Origin of the sequence: Pukyongiella litopenaei, assembly GCF_003008555.2 — a bacterium.
Classification (GTDB): Bacteria; Pseudomonadota; Alphaproteobacteria; order Rhodobacterales; family Rhodobacteraceae; genus Pukyongiella; species Pukyongiella litopenaei.
The window spans coordinates 2523651-2541317 of sequence record NZ_CP027665.1; the positions used below are offsets into that span (position 1 = coordinate 2523651).

The following is a 17667-nucleotide window of genomic DNA, read 5'->3' on the forward strand; positions in this document are numbered from 1 at the left end:
TTCAGATCCGCGTCACGATACGGTCGATCATCCGGCTGGACAGGATGCGCCGCAGGTAGCCGCCGATATAGGTGGCGGTGGTCACATAATAGCGCGGCGCGGGCGCGGTGCTGTCCAGGGCGCGGATCAGCTTCGCGGTGACCGCGCTTGCCGGCAGTTCGAACCGGTCCGGGCCGGAGCCATTGTAGAGGCGCGGCAACAGCCGGGCCTCATAGTCCACGCGGCGGGGGGAGTTGCGCCAGTCGATGTATCGTTCGAAATAGGGAATGCCCTTTTCCCGGAACAGGGTGGTGATCGGGCCGGGTTCGATCAGCACCACGCTGATGCCGGTGCCGCGCAGTTCGGCGCGCATGGTGTCGCTCAGCCCCTCCAGCGCGAATTTCGTCGCCACATAGGCGCCGCGCCAGGGAATCGCCACCAGCCCGAGCCCCGACGAACATTGCACGACATGCCCGTGACCCTGCGCCCGCATGACCGGGATCACCCGCCGCGTCAGGTCGTGCCAGCCGAACAGGTTGGCCTCGAAGATGGCGCGCAGCCCCTCGGTCGGCAGGTCTTCGACCAGCCCCGCCAGCTGGTGGGCGCCGTTGTTGAACAGGGCGTCCAGGGTGCCGCCGGTTGCCTCCAGCACCTGCGCCAGCCCGGCCGCGATGGTCGTGCCGTCGGTATAGTCGATGCGCGGGCTTTCAAAGCCTTCATCGCGCAGCCGGTCGCAATCGGCCTGCTGCCGGCAGGCGGCGAAGACACGCCAGCCGCGTCCCTTCAGGGTGCGTGCGGCGTCCTGCCCGATGCCGGACGAACAGCCGGTGATGAGGATGGATTTTCCGGTCACGCGCGCCCCCTGCTGCCCCGGTTCTTTCTGGACCGGGCGCATCGGTGGCGCAAGCGCCGCGGGCGGCGCCGTCGAGAAACCGGGAGCGCGTCAGTTGGCGGGTTTCGAGATCAGCGACGAGGCGATCCAGCCGGGTTGGCCGTCGGGGATCGTGCGCAGGCGCAGCCAGCCGGTGCCCGAATCGCTCATCACCTCGACCTGCTGTCCGATCCGCATCCGCGCGACCACCGGATAGATGGTGCCCGGCCCGTCGCGCATGTTGACCCTCGTTCCGATCACCTCGCGAATGTCGCGGGGCGGCTGTTCGAACGTGGCGGCGGGCGCGGGGATGTCGGCCGGATCGGGCGCGGGGGCGGCCTCGGTCAGCGATGCGGCGCCGTCGGACAGCGACGCGAGCTGAAGCGTCTGCGGAGCCTGGCCGTCGTCGAACAGGCTCAGCCCTTGTGTCAGGCTCGCCCGGACCCGCGCCATGTCGGTTTCGCTGACCTCGGGGTCGGTCGCGGCGGCGTCGGGGCCTGTATTCTCGCCGGTATCCTCGCCTGTATCCTCACCAAGGGCCGCCTGGACCGCGGCCTCGAGCGCCGCCCGGTCAACCGTGGCCGGCGGGGTGTCGGACGTGTCCAGCCGCGCCACCTGGGCCGCATCGCTCTCGCCGTCGTTCATGTCCCGCCGCTGCCGGTCCGCCAGCGCCGAGCGCCGGGTTTCGCCCGCGCTGTCAGCCACGGGTGCGGCCGCGGGCGCGTCGGCCTCGGCCACCCGCTGCTTGCGCGGTTCGAAGTCGGTCCCGCCACTCAGCTCGAAGAACACCCAAGCCAGAACGGCGAACGTGAGGAATATGAAGCGCTTCATCGCGCCCTCCGTTTGCAGGATTACCTGTATCGCCAGATGGGAGGCTACCATAACACAGCGGGCGATTCGGATATTGTGGGAACAAGGCGGGTTCGTTCCCCCAAAGTCACGGTGGCGTGATCGCGCAAAACCCCTGTCGGCGGCTTTACCTGCCGCAGGTGGCAGCGTATCACATCATCTATGAGCGACACCGTCGATGACCCCAACATGAAGCCCTCCGAAGATCCGGTGGAAATCTCCGAACCGCTGCGCCGGGCGATCGGGGAACGCTACCTGACCTATGCGCTGTCGACGATCATGCACCGGGCGCTGCCCGATGCGCGTGACGGGCTGAAGCCGGTCCACCGGCGAATCCTGTTCGCGATGCGGGAATTGCGGCTGAACTCGTCCGGCGGGTTCCGGAAATCGGCCAAGATCTCGGGCGACGTGATGGGCAACTACCACCCCCATGGCGATGCCGCGATCTATGATGCGATGGCGCGGCTGGCGCAGGATTTCAACGTCCGCTACCCGCTGGTCGACGGGCAGGGCAACTTCGGCAATATCGACGGCGACAACCCGGCCGCCAGCCGCTATACCGAGGCGCGGATGACCGTGGTGGCCGAGGCGCTGCTCGAGGGTCTGAACGAGGACGCGGTCGATTTCCGCGACAATTACGACGGCACGCTTCGCGAACCGGTGGTGCTGCCGGCGCAGTTCCCCAACCTGCTGGCCAATGGCGCGGCGGGCATCGCCGTGGGCATGGCCACCAACATCCCGCCGCACAACATCGCCGAGCTGTGCGATGCCTGCCTGCATCTGATCAAATATCCCAATGCCGGCGACAACAAGCTGCTGGATTTCGTGCCCGGCCCCGATTTTCCGACCGGCGGGGTCATCGTCGAGCCGCCCGAGAACATCGCCCAGGCCTATCGCACGGGGCGCGGGTCGTTCCGGCTGCGCTGCCGCTGGGAACGGGAAGACATGGGCCGCGGCCAGTGGCAGATCGTGGTCACCGAAATTCCCTACCAGGTGCAGAAATCCAAGCTGATCGAGAAACTGGCCGAAGTGATCCAGACCAAGAAGGTGCCGATCCTGGCCGACGTGCGCGACGAGAGCGCCGACGACATCCGGGTGGTGCTGGAGCCGCGGTCCAAGAATGTCGATCCCGAGGTGCTGATGAACATGCTCTACCGCAACTCCGACCTGGAGGTGCGGTTCAGCCTGAACATGAACGTGCTGATCGACGGCGTGACGCCCAAAGTCTGTTCGATGAAGGAGGTGCTCCGCGCCTTCCTCGACCACCGGCAGGAGGTGTTACTGCGCCGGTCACGGCACCGGATGGGCAAGATCGACCACCGGCTCGAAGTGCTCGAAGGTTTCATCGTCGCCTTTCTCAACCTCGACCGGCTGATCGACATCATCCGATATGACGACGACCCCAAGGCGGCGCTGATGCGCGAGGATTGGGGCCGTGAACATGTGCGCGCCACGTCCGAGGCCGATTACCGGTCGCCGCCGCCGGGCGACGGCGAGCTGTCGGAACTGCAGGTCGACGCGATCCTGAACATGCGCCTGCGCAGCCTGCGGCGGCTGGAGGAACTGGAACTGCTGCGCGAACAGTCCGAGCTGATGGAAGAGCGCGCCACGCTCGAAGACCTGCTGGACAGCACCGACCTGCAATGGGCCCGGATCGCGGAACAGCTGCGGGAAACCCGCAAGACCTTTGGCAAGGATTACGAAAATGGCGCGCGGCGCACGGGTTTCGGCGAAGCTGCCGAGGCCGAGGACGTGCCGATCGAGGCGATGATCGACCGCGAACCGATCACGGTGGTCTGTTCCCGGATGGGCTGGATCCGCGCCATGACCGGCCATATCGACCTGAGCCGCGACCTGAAATTCAAGGATGGCGACGGGCCGCGTTTCATCTTTCACGCGGAAACCACGGACCGGCTGCTCCTGTTCGGGTCGAACGGGCGGTTCTACACGCTCGGCGCCGCCAACCTGCCCGGCGGGCGCGGCATGGGCGAACCGGTGCGGCTGATGGTGGATCTGCCCAATGAGGCCGAGATCGTCGACCTGTTCGTGCACGACCCCGGCCGCAGGCTGCTGGTGGCCTCCTCGGCCGGCAACGGGTTCGTGGTGGGCGAGGCCGACGTGCTCGCGCAGACGCGGACCGGCAGGCAGGTGCTGAACGTCAAGGACGACGAACGCGCGCTGGTCTGCTGCCCGGTCGCGGGCGACCATGTCGCGGTCGTGTCCCAGAACGGCAAGTTCCTGGTCTTCCCGCTGGCCGAACTGCCCGAGATGGGCCGGGGCAAGGGCGTGCGGCTGCAGAAATACAACATGGCCCGCGGCCGACAGGGGGCGCTGGAACTGGATGGCGGGCTGTCGGACGTGACCACCTTCGATTGGGCGGACGGGCTGAAATGGCCGATGGGCGGCGGCAAGACCCGGCACGAGCCGGACATGACCGACTGGCTGGGCAAACGCGCCGCCACCGGGCGCAAGGCCCCGCGCGGCTTCCCGCGCAACATGCGCTTTTCGGGGTGAGCCGTGAATTGCAGAACCGCCACCGCCGGGCTATCGACACCGCCAGACACAGTATCCGGGTGACGCGATGATCCGCACAATATTCCTGCTGGCGGGGCTGGCCCTGCTGACCGCCTGCGCCCCTTCCGGGAACACCATTTCGGGCACCCCGGTGCCGCTGGGCGATTTCCGGCTGGGCCACAACGTGGTGGTCGCCTCCAAGATGCAGCAGGGGCCGATTTCGCGGGATGCGACCGAACAGGAATGGGTCGATGCGCTGACCCGCGCGGTCGATGCGCGGTTCGGGCGCTACGAGGGCGACCAGCTCTATCACTTCGGGGTCTCGGTCGAGGGCTACATGCTGGCGCCGCCGGGAATACCCGTGCTCTACAACCCGCGCTCGGCGCTGATCATCAACGTGACCGTCTGGGACGACGCGGCGGGCGGCAAGCTGAATTCGAAGGTGCACCAGATCACCGCGCTGGAGGACACCACCAAAGCCTCGTTCTGGAAGGGGTCGGGCCGCGAACGCACCAAGCAGGAACAGATCGACGGGCTGGCCTTCAACGCGGTCAGGGAGATCGAGGAGTGGCTGGTCGAACAGCATGAGCAGCGCGGCTGGTTCGACGACCGCGACGCGCGCGCCGCCGCCGCCGGGACGGCCACGCCGGGATAGCGCCGGACAGGTCCCGTCAGGCTCAGGATGCGCTTGATTTTTGCCTGCGAACCCAATATGTCGCGCGCGCAGGTTACCCACCGGGCCCGGCTCGGGCCCACCATCTGAGACCCACCATCTGAAAAAGGGCGCCAAAGGACATGGCAAAGGAAAAGTTTGAACGCACGAAGCCGCATGTGAACATCGGCACGATCGGTCACGTTGACCACGGCAAGACGACGCTGACGGCTGCGATCACGAAGTATTTCGGCGATTTCAAGGCCTATGACCAGATCGACGGCGCTCCGGAAGAGAAGGCGCGCGGGATCACGATCTCGACCGCGCATGTGGAATACGAGACCGACGCGCGCCACTATGCGCATGTGGACTGCCCCGGCCACGCGGACTATGTGAAGAACATGATCACCGGTGCCGCGCAGATGGACGGCGCGATCCTGGTGTGTTCGGCCGCTGACGGCCCGATGCCGCAGACCCGCGAGCACATCCTGCTGGGCCGCCAGGTCGGCATTCCGAAGATCGTGGTGTTCATGAACAAGGTGGACCAGGTCGACGACGAGGAACTGCTGGAACTGGTCGAGATGGAGATCCGCGAGCTGCTGGACAGCTACGAGTATCCGGGCGACGACACCCCGATCGTGGCCGGCTCGGCGCTGGCGGCGCTGGAGGGCAACAACCCCGAGATCGGCGAGAACAAGATCCGCGAGCTGATGCAGGCGGTCGACGACTATATCGACACGCCCGAGCGCGCGGTGGACCAGCCGTTCCTGATGCCGATCGAGGACGTGTTCTCGATCTCGGGCCGCGGCACGGTTGTGACCGGCCGTGTGGAACGCGGTGTGATCAACGTGGGCGACGAGATCGAGATCGTCGGCATCCGCGACACCCAGAAGACCACCTGCACCGGTGTCGAGATGTTCCGCAAGCTGCTGGACCGCGGCGAGGCCGGCGACAACATCGGCGCGCTGCTGCGTGGCGTCGACCGTGACGGCGTCGAGCGCGGCCAGGTGCTGTGCAAGCCGGGTTCGGTGACCCCGCACACCAAGTTCGAGGCCGAGGCCTATATCCTGACCAAGGACGAGGGCGGCCGCCACACGCCGTTCTTCGGCAACTACCGCCCGCAGTTCTACTTCCGCACCACGGACGTGACCGGGACGGTGTCGCTGAAGGAAGGCACCGAGATGGTGATGCCGGGCGACAACGTGGGCTTCACGGTGGAACTGATCGCGCCGATCGCGATGGAAGACGGCCTCCGCTTCGCCATCCGCGAAGGCGGCCGCACGGTTGGAGCAGGGGTTGTTTCCAAGATCATCGAGTAAGGCCGGGTTTTCGTCAGAAAACTCTGGCCAGTGGGCGGCAGTTGCTCCGAAGGAGCAATGAGAGCCCACACCCCTAAAATTATGAAGGCCGCCCCGATCGGGGCGGCCTTTTCTATGACATCGCTCCGAAGTCTGCCGGGCGGACGAAGCTGACGTTTGCCGCGTGTGCGACCCGGGATCTGTTGACTGTGACAGGTGAGGTTTCTAGCGTCACGGGAAGGGGGATCAATGATGCCGAAATCTCCGGGAGATCCAAACGGTCCACTGGTGAAGCCCACTTTGGCCGATGACCCGCAATTTCTCTATATCATTCGCTATTTGTCCAAATTGGCAACGGATCAGCCTCACATTCAGGTTGAATTTTCTGGACAGCTGGCAGAACTGGTCGCGTGCAAAGAAGAAGACGAAATTTCCGGAATGCGCTGGATGGAGTTCAGACTCAAGACGCCATTGGATAGAGAGGGGGCATATGAAAGCGCGGTAGGTATTTGCAAGGCCATTGAATTGACGTTCTTTGAGAGAAGAGCCGGGATCAATACAGGCGTAAACCTAAGTAGAGATGATTTGGGGGAATCCTCTGGCTGGTTGAGTCCGGCAGTTTACCAGCCAATAGTTGACCATGGGTATCAATATCAGATGACCAAGCACGGCATTGCATTCTATCAGGCAGACTCAAGTCTTGTCAGAGGCATAGTGAGCGGAGGAAGGCTTACGGTTGTAGACAAGATCGAAAAGCTCTCTGAACGTATTGTTGAGAATTTTGAATTTGCAAAGAATATGTCTGACACCTGCATTTCAGCGATTCGAAACTTCAATCACGGGATGGCCACGGGCGACCAAATTGCTCGTTTGGCGCTTGTTGTAGCGTCGGTGGAGCATTTGTCCGATTCTGGTGGACGCTGGAGTTCAGCACAGAAGAAATTCCTGGATAAATTGGCGGACTTCACGTCTCAGTCATCGGATCTCAATGAGAAGGAAAGAAATGAGATCGCGGAACAATTGCGGAATCTCAAGGGTTACAAAGTGCGCTTGGGGTTCAGAAGGCTGTTTGAGCGACTCGGTCTACAAGCGGAAATCAAAAACTGGCTTGACGCATATGACCAAAGGAGCGGCATTCTGCATGGCGGGGGTCTCCTTTCCAAAAAGGAAATGTCAGCCTTGGTCGACAGGCTAACAGATCTCGCGCACAGTGTTCTTTCTGCCCAGGTTCGGTTCGAAAAAGAGACCCTGGTTTCGTAGCGACCGACACTTGTGTCGATCTTTGTTCAGTGAGCCCTGTTTTATTGAGACTTTCGAGGTCTCCAGGTCAGTTGTGGAAAATGGCGAAGGCCAGTTCTCACTTGCCGATCCTCATGCAGGGCGATGCACCACCGCCACCCGCAGCCAATGTCGGCTACCTGCGCGACCCGCAGGGCAACAAGATCGCCCTGTTCTCGAACGATCCGAACGAACCGGGGCGAGACGGGTAGCCCGGGTTTGCATCAGGCCATGCCCGCGGCGGTTACCGAACCGTCCGCGCGTGGCCTAGCCCGCCGGCACCCACGGTTCCCGCCCGACCATTCGGTCGGCCTCGGCGGTGATCTCGTTCAGCAGCGTTTCGATACTGACCCGCAGCCGTTCGATCTCGGCGTCATCGGCCTTGCGGGGGACGGTTTCGGTCCATTCCCGGCAGAGGAACACGCCGTCGGTCCAGGGCCGTGGCAGCAGCATCCTGTCCCAGGTGCCGGCCTCGGTGCCGTGGCGGGCGGAACAGGCGATCACGAAGACGCGCTTGCCCGAGCTGCGCGCCCAGACCAGCGGCACGGTGGAGGAAATCCGTTCCGGCCCGCGAGGCCCGTCGGCGGCGATGCCGATCGAGATGCCCTGCCTGATCTTGCCCAGCACCTCGCGCGACAGCGCGACGTGGCGCTTGTGGCTGGACATGGCGATCGTGTCCATGCCGAACAGCTTCTGCACCCGGCCCACCATGCTGCCAGCCCGCGCCGCCGAGGTGATCGAACAGATCTGGCCCTTGTCGAGCGGAAAGAAATAGGGCGACAGCGCAAGCCGCTGATGCCAGAGCACCACGATCACCGGTTCGCCCTGGTCCAGCAGCGCGTCGAGCGGCTCGTAGCCGATGCGGCGCCATGTGCCGGTGCGGTGGACCATGCGGATATAGGACGCGACGCGCCGGGCGACCCAGTTCAGGACACCTTCGCTGTCGGCAATCTTCTTTCGCAAACTCATACCCGCACCCCTCGCATTCCGTTTCTTAGACCATCGGCAGGGGCATGGGAACGTCTGGTCGCGGGATCAGTTTTCCCTTGCCCCCGAACCTGTGCTGGCATAGATCAGGCCCGTCCTGCAGGGGTATAGCTCAGTTGGTAGAGCGACGGTCTCCAAAACCGTAGGTCGCGGGTTCGAACCCTGCTGCCCCTGCCATTCCAAATCCGGTTCAGATCGATCCCGCGGCGCAGGCCGTGTTCTGGCGGTGCTCTGGCGGTCCGCCTGTCCCGCGCGGGCCGCAACGCAGATGGGCCCGCCGATCGGCGGGCCCATGTGGTGGTGTTGTGCGCCTCAGCTGTCGAGGAACCGCCGCGCGCCCGGCATCAGCTGCATCAGCAGGTAGTAGCTGATGCCGGCGGGCAGCAGGCTCGCATACCAGGACACGCCCGAGAAGGTCAGCGCCGCCGCCACCCCGAGCGCCATCGCGATCACGGCGGCCCAGTTGACGCCCTTGTAGGGGCCTTCGGCATCATAGAGCTTGTCGAGGTCGAGCGTCTGTTTGCGCAGCACGAAGTAATCGACCACGAGGATCGCGAAGATCGGTCCGAGGAAGGCCGAGTAGGTCTGGATGAACAGGTTCAGCCCGGCCGCCGATTCGTCCTTGACCAGTTCCCAGGGGAAGGTCGCAAAGGCCAGCAGGCCCACGATCACGGCCGAGGTCTTGAACCTGATATTGAACACGTCCATCAGCGCATAGGCCGGCGGCACGACGTTGTTGAGGATGTTGGTCGTCACCTGCGCGAAGGCGATGAACAGCAGGGTGATCACCAGCAGCAGCTTGTTGTCGACCGCGCTGGAAAACACCTTGATCGGATCGACCTCGCCGGTGGCGCCGGACACCATCAGCCCGATCAGCCCCATGAACAGCGTCGCGGGCAGGATCGAGTTGGCATAGATCACCACCTGCCGCACCGGTCCCACGTCGCGGCGCAGTTCGCGCGAATAGTCGGACACGTTCAGCATCATCGTGCTGTAGACGCCCAGAAACAGCATCGTCGCCCCCCAGAACGGCGCGCCCCAGGTGCCTTCGACATTGACGAGATTGGCCGAGATTTCCTCGCCATATTTGTTGATGACGCTGAAGAACATGTAGATCAGCGACCCGATGATGAAGACCGAGCCGATATTCTCGAGCCACTTGATGCCGTGGAAACCCAGCACCGACAGACCGATCTGCAGGAACTGGAAGCCGACGAAGAAGACGATCATGTTGTCATAGCCGAACAGCGTCGCCGAAACGAGATTCAGCGCGCCGGCGCCGATCCAGCTCTGGAAACCGAACCAGACGATGGCCGGAACCGACCGGACCAGGGCCGGAATGCGGGTGCCGGTGAACCCGAAGGCCGACCGCGCCTGCACCATGAACGGGATGCCGTATTTATGCCCGGCCTGACCGTTGATCATCAGCGCGATGCCGATCACGGTACAGCCGATCGCGATGGCGACGAAGGTCTGAAACAGGTTCAGGGTGCCAACCAGGCCCGACCCGACCGTGAAGGTCCCGATCGAGACGCAGCCGCCGAGCCAGGCGAACAGGTAGGACCAGGGGTCCATGATCCGCGTGTCCTGGGGGGCGAGGCTTTCCTCGCCGATGGCCTTGTCCTCGATATGCCGCACATGATCCCTGTGCGGCTCGAAGACATTGTCCGGTTTTGACTCCGTTGCCGTCATGGTCTCCTCCTCCGTTGCGTTACTTCTGGTTGGGCCGGGAATAGGCGTTGATCTTGCTGGTCTTCAGCCCGCACCCGACAAGCGCCTCGATCATGCGCGTCGCCACGCTGACCCCGTCGATGACCGGGATGCCCGTCTCCTCGCTCAGCCATGCGGTGAGATCGGCCATGCCGGCGCAGCCCAGCACGACGGCTTCGCAGTGATCTTCCTCGATGGCGCGCAGGATCTCGTCGCGGACCTTCTCGCGCGCGTTCGATTCCGGTTCCTCCAGCGCAAGCACCGGGATCGCGGCCGAGCGGACCTTGCGGCACTGGTGCGACAGCCCGTAGCCGTGGATCAGGTGTTCGATCACCGGCACCGACCGGGGCAGGGTCGTGACCACCGTGAACGAGGTCGCGAGCATGCTGGCGGCCTTCACGGCGGCCTCGCAGATGCCCAGCACCGGGCCGGTCGCGATTTCGCGGCAGGCGCCGATGCCCGGATCGTCGAAACAGGCGACGACGATGCCGTCGACGCCCGCGTCTTCGGCGCGTTGAACGCAGGCCAGCAGGGCGGGAACAGCCATGGATTCGTCGTAATGTCCTTCGATGCTGGCCGGGGCGCCGGTTCCGGTCGCGCCGGTGATGGTGACATCCGCGCTGGCCGCCTGCCTGGCAGAGTCGACGATTTTCCGGGTCATCGATTCGGTGGAATTCGGATTCACTACGAGAATGTTCATTCGGCCTCCTTCGTTATCAAAAATTGTTAACAATAATAGATGACATCTGGCAAGGCATTTGTTTCTATCGGATTGTCAACGGATTGCCGGGGCCTTACATCAGTATGCCCATCAGCAAACAGGGACCCCGATGAGCGAATCGGTAGAAGAAACGATCATCGCTGCCGTCATCGACGCGATTGCCGAGCAGCGGCTGCCCGCGGGAACCAAGCTGGGCGAGAAGGAGCTGAGCCAGCTGTTTTCGTGCAACCGGGCCAATGTCAGGCGTGCCCTGGCATCGCTCGCGGCGCAGCATGTGGTCGAACTGCGCCCGAACCGCGGTGCCTTCGTGAGCTCGCCGACGCCGAAAGAGGCGCAGGATGTTTTCGAGGCGCGCCGGGCGATCGAGCGGACCATCGCCCGCCAGGCGGCCGGGCGCGCGTCGGCTGATGAAATCGCGCGCCTGCGTCAGAATATCAGCGACGAGGTGCGCGCCCATGCGGCCGGCAACCAGCCCGAGGAACTGCGCCTTTCGCGGGCCTTCCATCTCGATATCGCGCGGGTGGCCGGCAACGCGGTGCTCGAGCGTATTCTGGCCGAGCTGACCATGCGCACGACCCTGATCCTGGGGCTGTACGGGACGGGCGAGGCCTCGAACTGCGCCAAGGACGATCATGGCTCCATCGTCGATGCGCTCGAGGCGGGGGATGCCGAACGCCTCGTGACCGAGATGGACGAACACCTGAAACATCTCGAGGCAGGGGTGAGTTTCAGCCAGCCGAAATCACCGGCCACCGGGCTGCGCAGCCAGCTGTTTGTCTGAGCGACCGGTGATGACCGGTCAGCGGGCGTTGCGGCTGCAAGCGCCGCAGGCGCGGGCATGATGCCCGCCCGCGAACACCGGTATCAGCCGCCCCTGCCGCAGCCGTAACCCCCACATGGCGACGCAATGACGGAAGGCGGCTCCGCAGGGCGGATGCCGTCCGCGCTGGCGCGGCGGCACCCCAAATGGCTGCATCCGGTCAACGCCGGGTGCTGCGAAACCGCCCTGACTCGCGCAGATTCACCCTCCGTGACATAGCCGTTCTGAGATATGAGATATCAGATTGCCAAACTGATACATCAGATGTAGGTTACCCGTGCCGGAGAGTTCAACTTGCGAATGAGGAGTTTCGCACATGTCGTCCATCAGCCGTCGTGATCTACTGGCAGCCGGGGCTGCCGCCACCCTGATTTCCTCCTTCGCGCTGCCCGCCGGGGCCGGGGATCGGCCCAACATAGAATTTCTCTATTCGCCGTTTGCCGACTACGCGCCGTTCTTCGTTGCCAAGGAAATGGGGTTCTTCGATGAATTCGGGGCCGACGTGACGCTGTCGCCCAAGGGCAATACCGCCGAGACGATCCAGATGCTTGCGTCGGGCAATATCGAAACCGGCGGTGCGACATGGGGGGCGGGCCTGTTCAACGCGCTCAGCCGCGGCGCGACCGTTTCGATCATCGCCACCCTGGCCCGGATGCCCGACACCGTCCCGTCGCCGTCGCCCTTCATGGTCTCGCAGGCGGCATGGGACGACGGGATCCGGACCGTTGCCGATCTCAAGGGCAAGCGCGTCGGCATCCCCGGTCCCGGCGGCTTTGGCATGTATTCGGTCGCCAAGGCGCTCGAGAAGGGCGGGCTGACGATCGACGATGTCGAGGCGGTCTATCTGCCGCCGCCGGCCACCGCCGCCGCCTTTGCCAATGGCGCGCTCGAAGCGGGCTGGAGCATCGAACCCTTTGCCGGAAAGCTCGAACAGGAAGGGCTGGGCCGCCGGCTGGTCGAGGATCATACCTTTGGCACCGAGCTTGGCCTGATCGCGTTCAACCAGGATTTCGTCACCGACAACGAGGATGCGGTGGTGCGGTTCATGGCGGGCTATCTCAAGGCCGCCCGGCTGCTCGACAATGGCGGCTGGACGGATGACGGGATCGTCGACATCGTGGCGAAGTACACCGGGACCGAACCCCAGACCCTGCGCGGTATCCCCTACACGATCCGGTCGCAGGACGGGGCCATCGACATGGCTTCGGTGCGCGAGCAGGAGGCGTTTTTCCGCGCCCGCGGCGCGCTGGAATACGAGGGTGACGCCGATATCGACGCGGTCTATCGGCGCGATCTGCTGAAACGCGCCAACGATCTCGTCGCGAGCAAGCCGTAATGGCGGTTGCGCTTGAATCGGCCCGCCCGGCCGCGGCAGCGGTGGCGCGGCCCATGATCGAGGTCGACCGCCTGACCAAGGCCTTTTACGACAGTGAAGGCGACCGGGTGACGGTGGCGGTGTCGGATTTCAGTTTCTCGGTGGCGCAGGGCGAATTCGTCTGCATCGTCGGGCCCAGCGGTTGCGGCAAGACCACCGTGCTGCGCGTGCTTGCCGATCTCGAACAGCAACTCAGCGGCGATGTGAAACTGCACAGTGCCATGCCCCCGGCCATGGTCTTTCAGGAGGCCTCGGTCCTGCCCTGGCTGACGGTGTCCGAGAACATCGCCCTGCCGCTGAGCCTCAAGGGCGTTCCCCGCGCGCAGCAGGACGCGCGGGTCGGTGAATTGCTGGCGCTGACCGGGCTGGGAGATTTCGCCAGGGCCCGGCCGCACCAGCTGTCCGGCGGCATGAAACAGCGGGTTTCGGTGGCGCGCGCGCTGGCCGAAGACCGCGAGATCCTGCTGATGGACGAACCGTTCGGCGCGCTGGACGAACAGACGCGGCTGGTCCTGCAGCAGGAGTTGCTGCGGATCTGGGGGGCGACCCGCAAGACGGTGGTCTTCATCACGCACAGCGTCGACGAGGCGCTGACGCTGGCCGACCGCGTGCTGGTGATGTCGCCGCGCCCGGGCAGGCTGGTGGCCGAACTGACAGTGCCGTTCGAACGGCCGCGCGACGTGGTCGAGATGCGGCGCGACAAGCGGTTCTGGGACATGACCTATGAGGTCTGGAACCTGCTGGCCGCACCGGGAGAGGTTTGACATGACGACATCCAGAGCCCTTACCGAAGACGAGCTGCGGCGGCTCAAGGCGCCGGCCCGGCGGGAACGGGTGTATCGTTTCGCCTCCTATTTCAGCCCGTTGCTGCTGTTGCTGCTCTGGGAACTGTCGAGCCGGTTCAACCTGATCGACCAGCGTTTCTTTCCTGCGCCGAGCGCGATTGCCGGAACCGCCTGGGGCATGGTGGTGAGCCTCGAGCTTTTCGACCATATCGGGGCGACGCTGCGCCGGATCGGGGTCGGCTATGCGATGGGGGCGGTGCCGGGGATCGTCCTGGGCCTCGTCCTGGGCCTGTCACGGCCGGTGCGCCGGCTGTTCGGGCCGATCTTTGCCGCGCTCTACCCGGTGCCGAAGATCGCGATCCTGCCGCTGATCCTGCTGATCTTCGGTGTTGGCGATGCCTCGAAATTCGTTCTGATCGCCATCGGCGTGTTCTTCCTGACCTTCTACAACACCATGGGCGGGGTGATGCAGATGCCGCAGATCTACATGGATGTCGCGAAAAACGCCGGCGCCACCCGTTTCCAGACCTTTCGCCGTTTTGCGCTGCCGGCTGCGCTGCCAAGCATCTTTACCGGTCTGAAACTGGCCGCCGGGTCATCCTACATCATCATTGCAGCGGCCGAGTTCCTGGGCGCGCGCAGCGGTGTCGGTTTCTTCATCTGGGCATCGTGGCAGACCTTTGCCGTGTCGCGGATGTTCGTCGGCATCGTCGTGATCTCGGTCATGGGCTATCTCACGATCCTCGCCATCGAGGCGCTGGAGCGGCGTTTCGTGCCCTGGGCCAAGCATTGACGGCGGCAGGGGGGTCACACGCACATGACACCGGTTGATACCAGCCCGGCCGCGACTGCCGCCGCGACTGCCCCGGTCACCGTATCCGAACGCATCCATCTGGCGCTGCGCCAGGAGATCATGCGCTGCGAGATCGCGCCGGGCGCGACGCTGGACGCGGCCGCGATCGCCCGCCGTTACGGGGTCTCGAAAACGCCGGTGCGCGACGCCATGCAGCGGCTCGCCGCCGACGGGCTGGTCACGATCCTGCCGCGCAGCGGTTACCGGGTCGCGGCGATCACCTTTCAGGCGGTCCACGAGATCCTCGACCTGCGGGCGGCCATCGGCCCGCATATGGCGCGGCAGGCGGCACGCTATGCCGGGCCGGACGACATCGCCGGGATGCGCCGGATCGTGGCCGAATATGCGGCGCCGATGGATGTGGGTGCGATGCAGCAGGTCGCGCGGCGGTTTCATCTGGCCATCGCCCGATGCAGCCGCAACAAGCGTCTTGTCACCCTGTCGGAAGGCCTGTTCGACGAGCTCGAGCGCCTGTTGCGCTTTGCCATCGATTTCTCGGTCAAGGCGGGTGAGCATTCCGACGAACATACCGCGCTGGTCGACGCGATCGAAGCGGGCGACGGCGACCGCGCCGCGGCGATAGAAACGGACCATATCCGCCACAGCCGGGAGTTTCTGATCGAGCGCCTGATGACGCTGGGCTACCTGTCGGAAAGCGAAATCCGCGGCGGTGGCGCAGGCCGGGGAGAGCGGCGATGATCGCGGCCGTCGATGCGGTGGACCGGTTGTCCTCGGCGCTGGGTGGCGGTCCGGCCGCACGGCTGGCCGCCTCGGCGCTGATCGAGGCCGATGCGCTGGGCCAGCCGCGTTTTGGCATTGCCATGCTCGGGGAATGGACGCCCGATCTGCGCCCGCCGCAGATGGGTGCGGACATGCAGGCCCTGCGCTGGCTCGACTGTTCGGGCCGTTTCGCGCCGCTCGCGGTGGCGACGGCCACGCTGGATCTGGCGGCGGCGGCCCGGCGCTTCGGTGTCGCGGCCGTGTTCCTGCGCGGGGTTCGCGGGTTCGGCCGGCTCGCGCCCTTCGTGCGTCATCTCGCCGATGCGGGCCTTGCCGGCCTCGCGGGTGCCGAGGGGCCACCATTCGTTGCGGCGCATGGCGGCACGCGCCCGGTGATCGGCACCAACCCGCTGGCATTTGCCATCGGGCAGGGCGCGGACCGCGTGGTCATCGATGCCGCCACCAGCAGTTGCACCATGGCCGATATCCGCGAGGCCCGCGCCGATGGTAGCCCGTTGCCAGAGGGGATCGCCCTGGATGGCCAGGGGCGGCCGACCCGCGTCGCCGCCGAGGTTGCCGCGCTGCTGCCGCGCGGCGGGCAGGTCGGGTCGCTGCTGGGTCTGGTGGTCGAACTCATGGCCGGTGTCGCGGGCGGCGGCCGGGGCGACCCGGCCGGGCGCGGCGTGTTCCTCGTCGCGTTCGATCCCGATGCGGCGGGCCGGGAAACCGATTGGCGGTCCGGGCTTGCCGGGCTTCGGCGCGACTGGACCGGGGGCGGCGGATACTGGCCGCGCGGGGGCGGGTTGCCGCCCGATGCCGCGCTGGACGCAGATTTCGAACGCCGGCTCGACGGCTATCTCGCCGCCATGCGTGGCACGGAGGACCGGTGATGCCGCAGGATCATTCAACCACCCGACCCGAACAGGTGACACACGGTATGACGACCAATCCCGCCTCCGACCCCGTTTTGTCGATTGTCCCCGCCGACGGTCTGATCGACGAGGAACGCCGGATCGTGGTCACCGGGCTTGCCCTCGACGAACTGGTCGCAATCTCCGCCCGCACGCGGCGATCGGGCGGGAGCGATTGGGACAGCCAGGTGACCTGTCTGGCCGACGCGCAGGGGGTGGTCGATCTGACCCGTGACGCCCCCGTCGGCGGCGATTATGCCGAGGTTTCGCCGATGGGCCTGCTATGGGGTCAGCATCCCTCGGGCGGCGCGGGCGACGAGATCTTTGCCGACGATGTCATGCAGCCCCTCGTGACCACGCTGACCGCCGAGACCGCCGATGGTCGCCGCGCCGGGGCCGAGCTGATCCAGCGTTTCGCGGCACCGGGCGTGACGCGGCGCGAGATCCGCGAAGAAGGGCTGGTGGGCACGCTGTTCACCCCGGCCGGGCCCGGTCCGCATCCGGTTGTCGTGGTCCTGAACGGTTCGGGCGGCGGCATCAACGAACCGCGCGGCGCGCTTTTGGCATCGCGTGGCTACCAGGCCTTTGCGCTCGGCTATTTCAAGGCGCCGGGTCTCTCGCCCTATATCACCGAAACGCCGCTCGAATACCTCGAAACCGGGCTCGGCTGGGTGCGGCGGACCCTGTCCCCCCGCAACGGTTTCGTGGCGGTCAGCGGTCAGTCGCGCGGCGGCGAACTGGCCCTGCTGATGGGCGCGACATTCCCCGATCTCGTCTCTGCCGTGATCGCCTATGTGCCCGGCGCAATGGTCCACGGCGCGCAGGGCGCGGGCGATCCCGCGCGTGGCGGCTGGCACGGGGTGACCTGGACACGGGGCGGCGCGGCGCTGCCCCACCTGTGGCAGGACAACGCGGCGGTGCATTGGCACCCCTGGGCGGGCGATGCCCCGCCCGACCGCCACCATTCGGTTTTCTTCGAGGGGCTGAAGGATCGCGACCTCGCGGCGCGCGCGCGCATTCCGGTCGAGAACATCACCGGCCCGGTGCTGCTGATCTCGGGCCGCGACGACCGGGCCTGGCCGTCCAGCCTGTATTCCCGCATGGTGGTATCGACCCTGCGCCGGCACGGCCATCCGCATCTGGTCCGCCACCTGGATTTCGACGACGCCGGTCACGCGATCAACCTGCCCTTCGTGCCGACCACGCAGCTTGCCCGCGAGCATCCAGTTTCCAAGGTGCCCTATACCAGCGGCGGCACGCCGTCGGGCAATGCCGGGGCCGATCGCGGGTCCTGGCGTGGCGTGCTCGAGTTTCTGGACGAGATCACCGGCCGCTAGCCGCCGA

The 17667-nt window shown here is 65.4% G+C and carries 16 protein-coding genes, 1 tRNA gene and 1 pseudogene; 13 read left to right on the top strand and 5 right to left on the bottom strand.

The genetic code is table 11. The annotated features are described in order from the left end of the window. Position 1: 1 nt before the first annotated feature. On the bottom strand, positions 2-832 hold the full coding sequence (locus tag C6Y53_RS12600) for an SDR family NAD(P)-dependent oxidoreductase (protein ID WP_244614829.1): 831 nt from the start codon (positions 830-832) through the stop codon (positions 2-4). Positions 833-922: 90 nt separating this feature from the next. Next, positions 923-1681, bottom strand: a complete 759-nt coding sequence (locus C6Y53_RS12605) for an SH3 domain-containing protein (protein ID WP_244614830.1) — start codon at positions 1679-1681, stop codon at positions 923-925. Positions 1682-1861: 180 nt separating this feature from the next. Here C6Y53_RS12605 and C6Y53_RS12610 point away from each other — a divergent pair, with 180 nt between their 5' ends. The 5 genes and pseudogenes from C6Y53_RS12610 to C6Y53_RS12630 all read left to right on the top strand — a co-directional run. Then, the gene (locus C6Y53_RS12610; protein ID WP_106472739.1) at positions 1862-4213 is read left to right on the top strand and encodes a DNA topoisomerase IV subunit A; all 2352 of its coding nucleotides are present in this window, start codon (positions 1862-1864) and stop codon (positions 4211-4213) included. 67 nt (positions 4214-4280) lie between these two features. Beyond that, entirely contained in the window at positions 4281-4868 is a 588-nt protein-coding gene (locus C6Y53_RS12615; RefSeq protein WP_106472740.1) for a hypothetical protein, read from the top strand. A gap of 140 nt (positions 4869-5008) precedes the next feature. Next, a complete protein-coding gene (gene tuf, locus C6Y53_RS12620) occupies positions 5009-6184 on the top strand; it encodes an elongation factor Tu (protein WP_106472375.1) in 1176 nt (391 codons plus the stop codon). 228 nt (positions 6185-6412) lie between these two features. Beyond that, a complete protein-coding gene (locus C6Y53_RS12625) occupies positions 6413-7423 on the top strand; it encodes a hypothetical protein (RefSeq protein ID WP_149615524.1) in 1011 nt (336 codons plus the stop codon). Positions 7424-7560: 137 nt separating this feature from the next. Then, positions 7561-7653 (top strand): annotated as a pseudogene (locus C6Y53_RS12630) (VOC family protein); the annotation flags it as partial. Between the two features lie 55 nt (positions 7654-7708). Here C6Y53_RS12630 and C6Y53_RS12635 read toward each other — a convergent pair. Continuing rightward, on the bottom strand, positions 7709-8410 hold the full coding sequence (locus C6Y53_RS12635) for a lysophospholipid acyltransferase family protein (protein ID WP_106472742.1): 702 nt from the start codon (positions 8408-8410) through the stop codon (positions 7709-7711). Positions 8411-8529: 119 nt separating this feature from the next. Between C6Y53_RS12635 and C6Y53_RS12640 the strand changes: the two genes are divergently transcribed. After that, positions 8530-8605, top strand: a tRNA-Trp gene (locus C6Y53_RS12640). A gap of 135 nt (positions 8606-8740) precedes the next feature. On the opposite strand, the gene C6Y53_RS12645 is transcribed toward C6Y53_RS12640, so the two are convergent. Both C6Y53_RS12645 and C6Y53_RS12650 read right to left on the bottom strand, forming a co-directional pair. Beyond that, entirely contained in the window at positions 8741-10120 is a 1380-nt protein-coding gene (locus tag C6Y53_RS12645; RefSeq protein ID WP_244614831.1) for an NCS1 family transporter, read from the bottom strand. 19 nt (positions 10121-10139) lie between these two features. Beyond that, entirely contained in the window at positions 10140-10838 is a 699-nt protein-coding gene (locus C6Y53_RS12650; protein ID WP_106472744.1) for an aspartate/glutamate racemase family protein, read from the bottom strand. Between the two features lie 130 nt (positions 10839-10968). On the opposite strand from C6Y53_RS12650, the gene C6Y53_RS12655 reads away from it, so the two are divergent. The 7 genes from C6Y53_RS12655 to C6Y53_RS12685 all read left to right on the top strand — a co-directional run bounded on the left by C6Y53_RS12655 (position 10969) and on the right by C6Y53_RS12685 (position 17660). After that, positions 10969-11640, top strand: a complete 672-nt coding sequence (locus C6Y53_RS12655) for a GntR family transcriptional regulator (protein WP_106472745.1) — start codon at positions 10969-10971, stop codon at positions 11638-11640. A gap of 355 nt (positions 11641-11995) precedes the next feature. After that, positions 11996-13015, top strand: a complete 1020-nt coding sequence (locus tag C6Y53_RS12660) for an ABC transporter substrate-binding protein (protein ID WP_106472746.1) — start codon at positions 11996-11998, stop codon at positions 13013-13015. Continuing rightward, positions 13015-13818: an ABC transporter ATP-binding protein gene (locus tag C6Y53_RS12665; protein WP_106472747.1), complete on the top strand. Its 804-nt coding sequence runs from the start codon at positions 13015-13017 to the stop codon at positions 13816-13818. The genes C6Y53_RS12660 and C6Y53_RS12665 overlap by 1 nt, the downstream gene beginning before the upstream one ends. A 1-nt stretch (position 13819) precedes the next feature. Continuing rightward, positions 13820-14632, top strand: coding sequence for an ABC transporter permease (locus C6Y53_RS12670; protein WP_106472748.1), 813 nt, complete (start codon positions 13820-13822; stop codon positions 14630-14632). Positions 14633-14656: 24 nt separating this feature from the next. After that, on the top strand, positions 14657-15391 hold the full coding sequence (locus C6Y53_RS12675; RefSeq protein ID WP_106472749.1) for a GntR family transcriptional regulator: 735 nt from the start codon (positions 14657-14659) through the stop codon (positions 15389-15391). After that, entirely contained in the window at positions 15388-16302 is a 915-nt protein-coding gene (locus C6Y53_RS12680; protein WP_106472750.1) for an Ldh family oxidoreductase, read from the top strand. Before C6Y53_RS12675 ends, C6Y53_RS12680 begins: the two co-directional genes overlap by 4 nt. Before the next feature lie 47 nt (positions 16303-16349). After that, entirely contained in the window at positions 16350-17660 is a 1311-nt protein-coding gene (locus C6Y53_RS12685; protein ID WP_106474097.1) for an acyl-CoA thioester hydrolase/BAAT C-terminal domain-containing protein, read from the top strand. Positions 17661-17667: the final 7 nt, after the last annotated feature.

What these genes read in the sequence shown, in the direction of transcription:
- C6Y53_RS12660 (WP_106472746.1), top strand. Translation starts at nt 11,996, where the DNA reads ATGTCGTCCATCAGCCGTCGTGATCTACTGGCAGCCGGGGCTGCCGCC.
- C6Y53_RS12635 (WP_106472742.1), bottom strand. Translation starts at nt 8,410, where the DNA reads ATGAGTTTGCGAAAGAAGATTGCCGACAGCGAAGGTGTCCTGAACTGG.
- tuf (WP_106472375.1), top strand. Translation starts at nt 5,009, where the DNA reads ATGGCAAAGGAAAAGTTTGAACGCACGAAGCCGCATGTGAACATCGGC.
- C6Y53_RS12610 (WP_106472739.1), top strand. Translation starts at nt 1,862, where the DNA reads ATGAGCGACACCGTCGATGACCCCAACATGAAGCCCTCCGAAGATCCG.
- C6Y53_RS12655 (WP_106472745.1), top strand. Translation starts at nt 10,969, where the DNA reads ATGAGCGAATCGGTAGAAGAAACGATCATCGCTGCCGTCATCGACGCG.
- C6Y53_RS12670 (WP_106472748.1), top strand. Translation starts at nt 13,820, where the DNA reads ATGACGACATCCAGAGCCCTTACCGAAGACGAGCTGCGGCGGCTCAAG.
- C6Y53_RS12675 (WP_106472749.1), top strand. Translation starts at nt 14,657, where the DNA reads ATGACACCGGTTGATACCAGCCCGGCCGCGACTGCCGCCGCGACTGCC.
- C6Y53_RS12680 (WP_106472750.1), top strand. Translation starts at nt 15,388, where the DNA reads ATGATCGCGGCCGTCGATGCGGTGGACCGGTTGTCCTCGGCGCTGGGT.
- C6Y53_RS12615 (WP_106472740.1), top strand. Translation starts at nt 4,281, where the DNA reads ATGATCCGCACAATATTCCTGCTGGCGGGGCTGGCCCTGCTGACCGCC.
- C6Y53_RS12625 (WP_149615524.1), top strand. Translation starts at nt 6,413, where the DNA reads ATGATGCCGAAATCTCCGGGAGATCCAAACGGTCCACTGGTGAAGCCC.
- C6Y53_RS12685 (WP_106474097.1), top strand. Translation starts at nt 16,350, where the DNA reads ATGACGACCAATCCCGCCTCCGACCCCGTTTTGTCGATTGTCCCCGCC.
- C6Y53_RS12645 (WP_244614831.1), bottom strand. Translation starts at nt 10,120, where the DNA reads ATGACGGCAACGGAGTCAAAACCGGACAATGTCTTCGAGCCGCACAGG.
- C6Y53_RS12650 (WP_106472744.1), bottom strand. Translation starts at nt 10,838, where the DNA reads ATGAACATTCTCGTAGTGAATCCGAATTCCACCGAATCGATGACCCGG.
- C6Y53_RS12665 (WP_106472747.1), top strand. Translation starts at nt 13,015, where the DNA reads ATGGCGGTTGCGCTTGAATCGGCCCGCCCGGCCGCGGCAGCGGTGGCG.
- C6Y53_RS12605 (WP_244614830.1), bottom strand. Translation starts at nt 1,681, where the DNA reads ATGAAGCGCTTCATATTCCTCACGTTCGCCGTTCTGGCTTGGGTGTTC.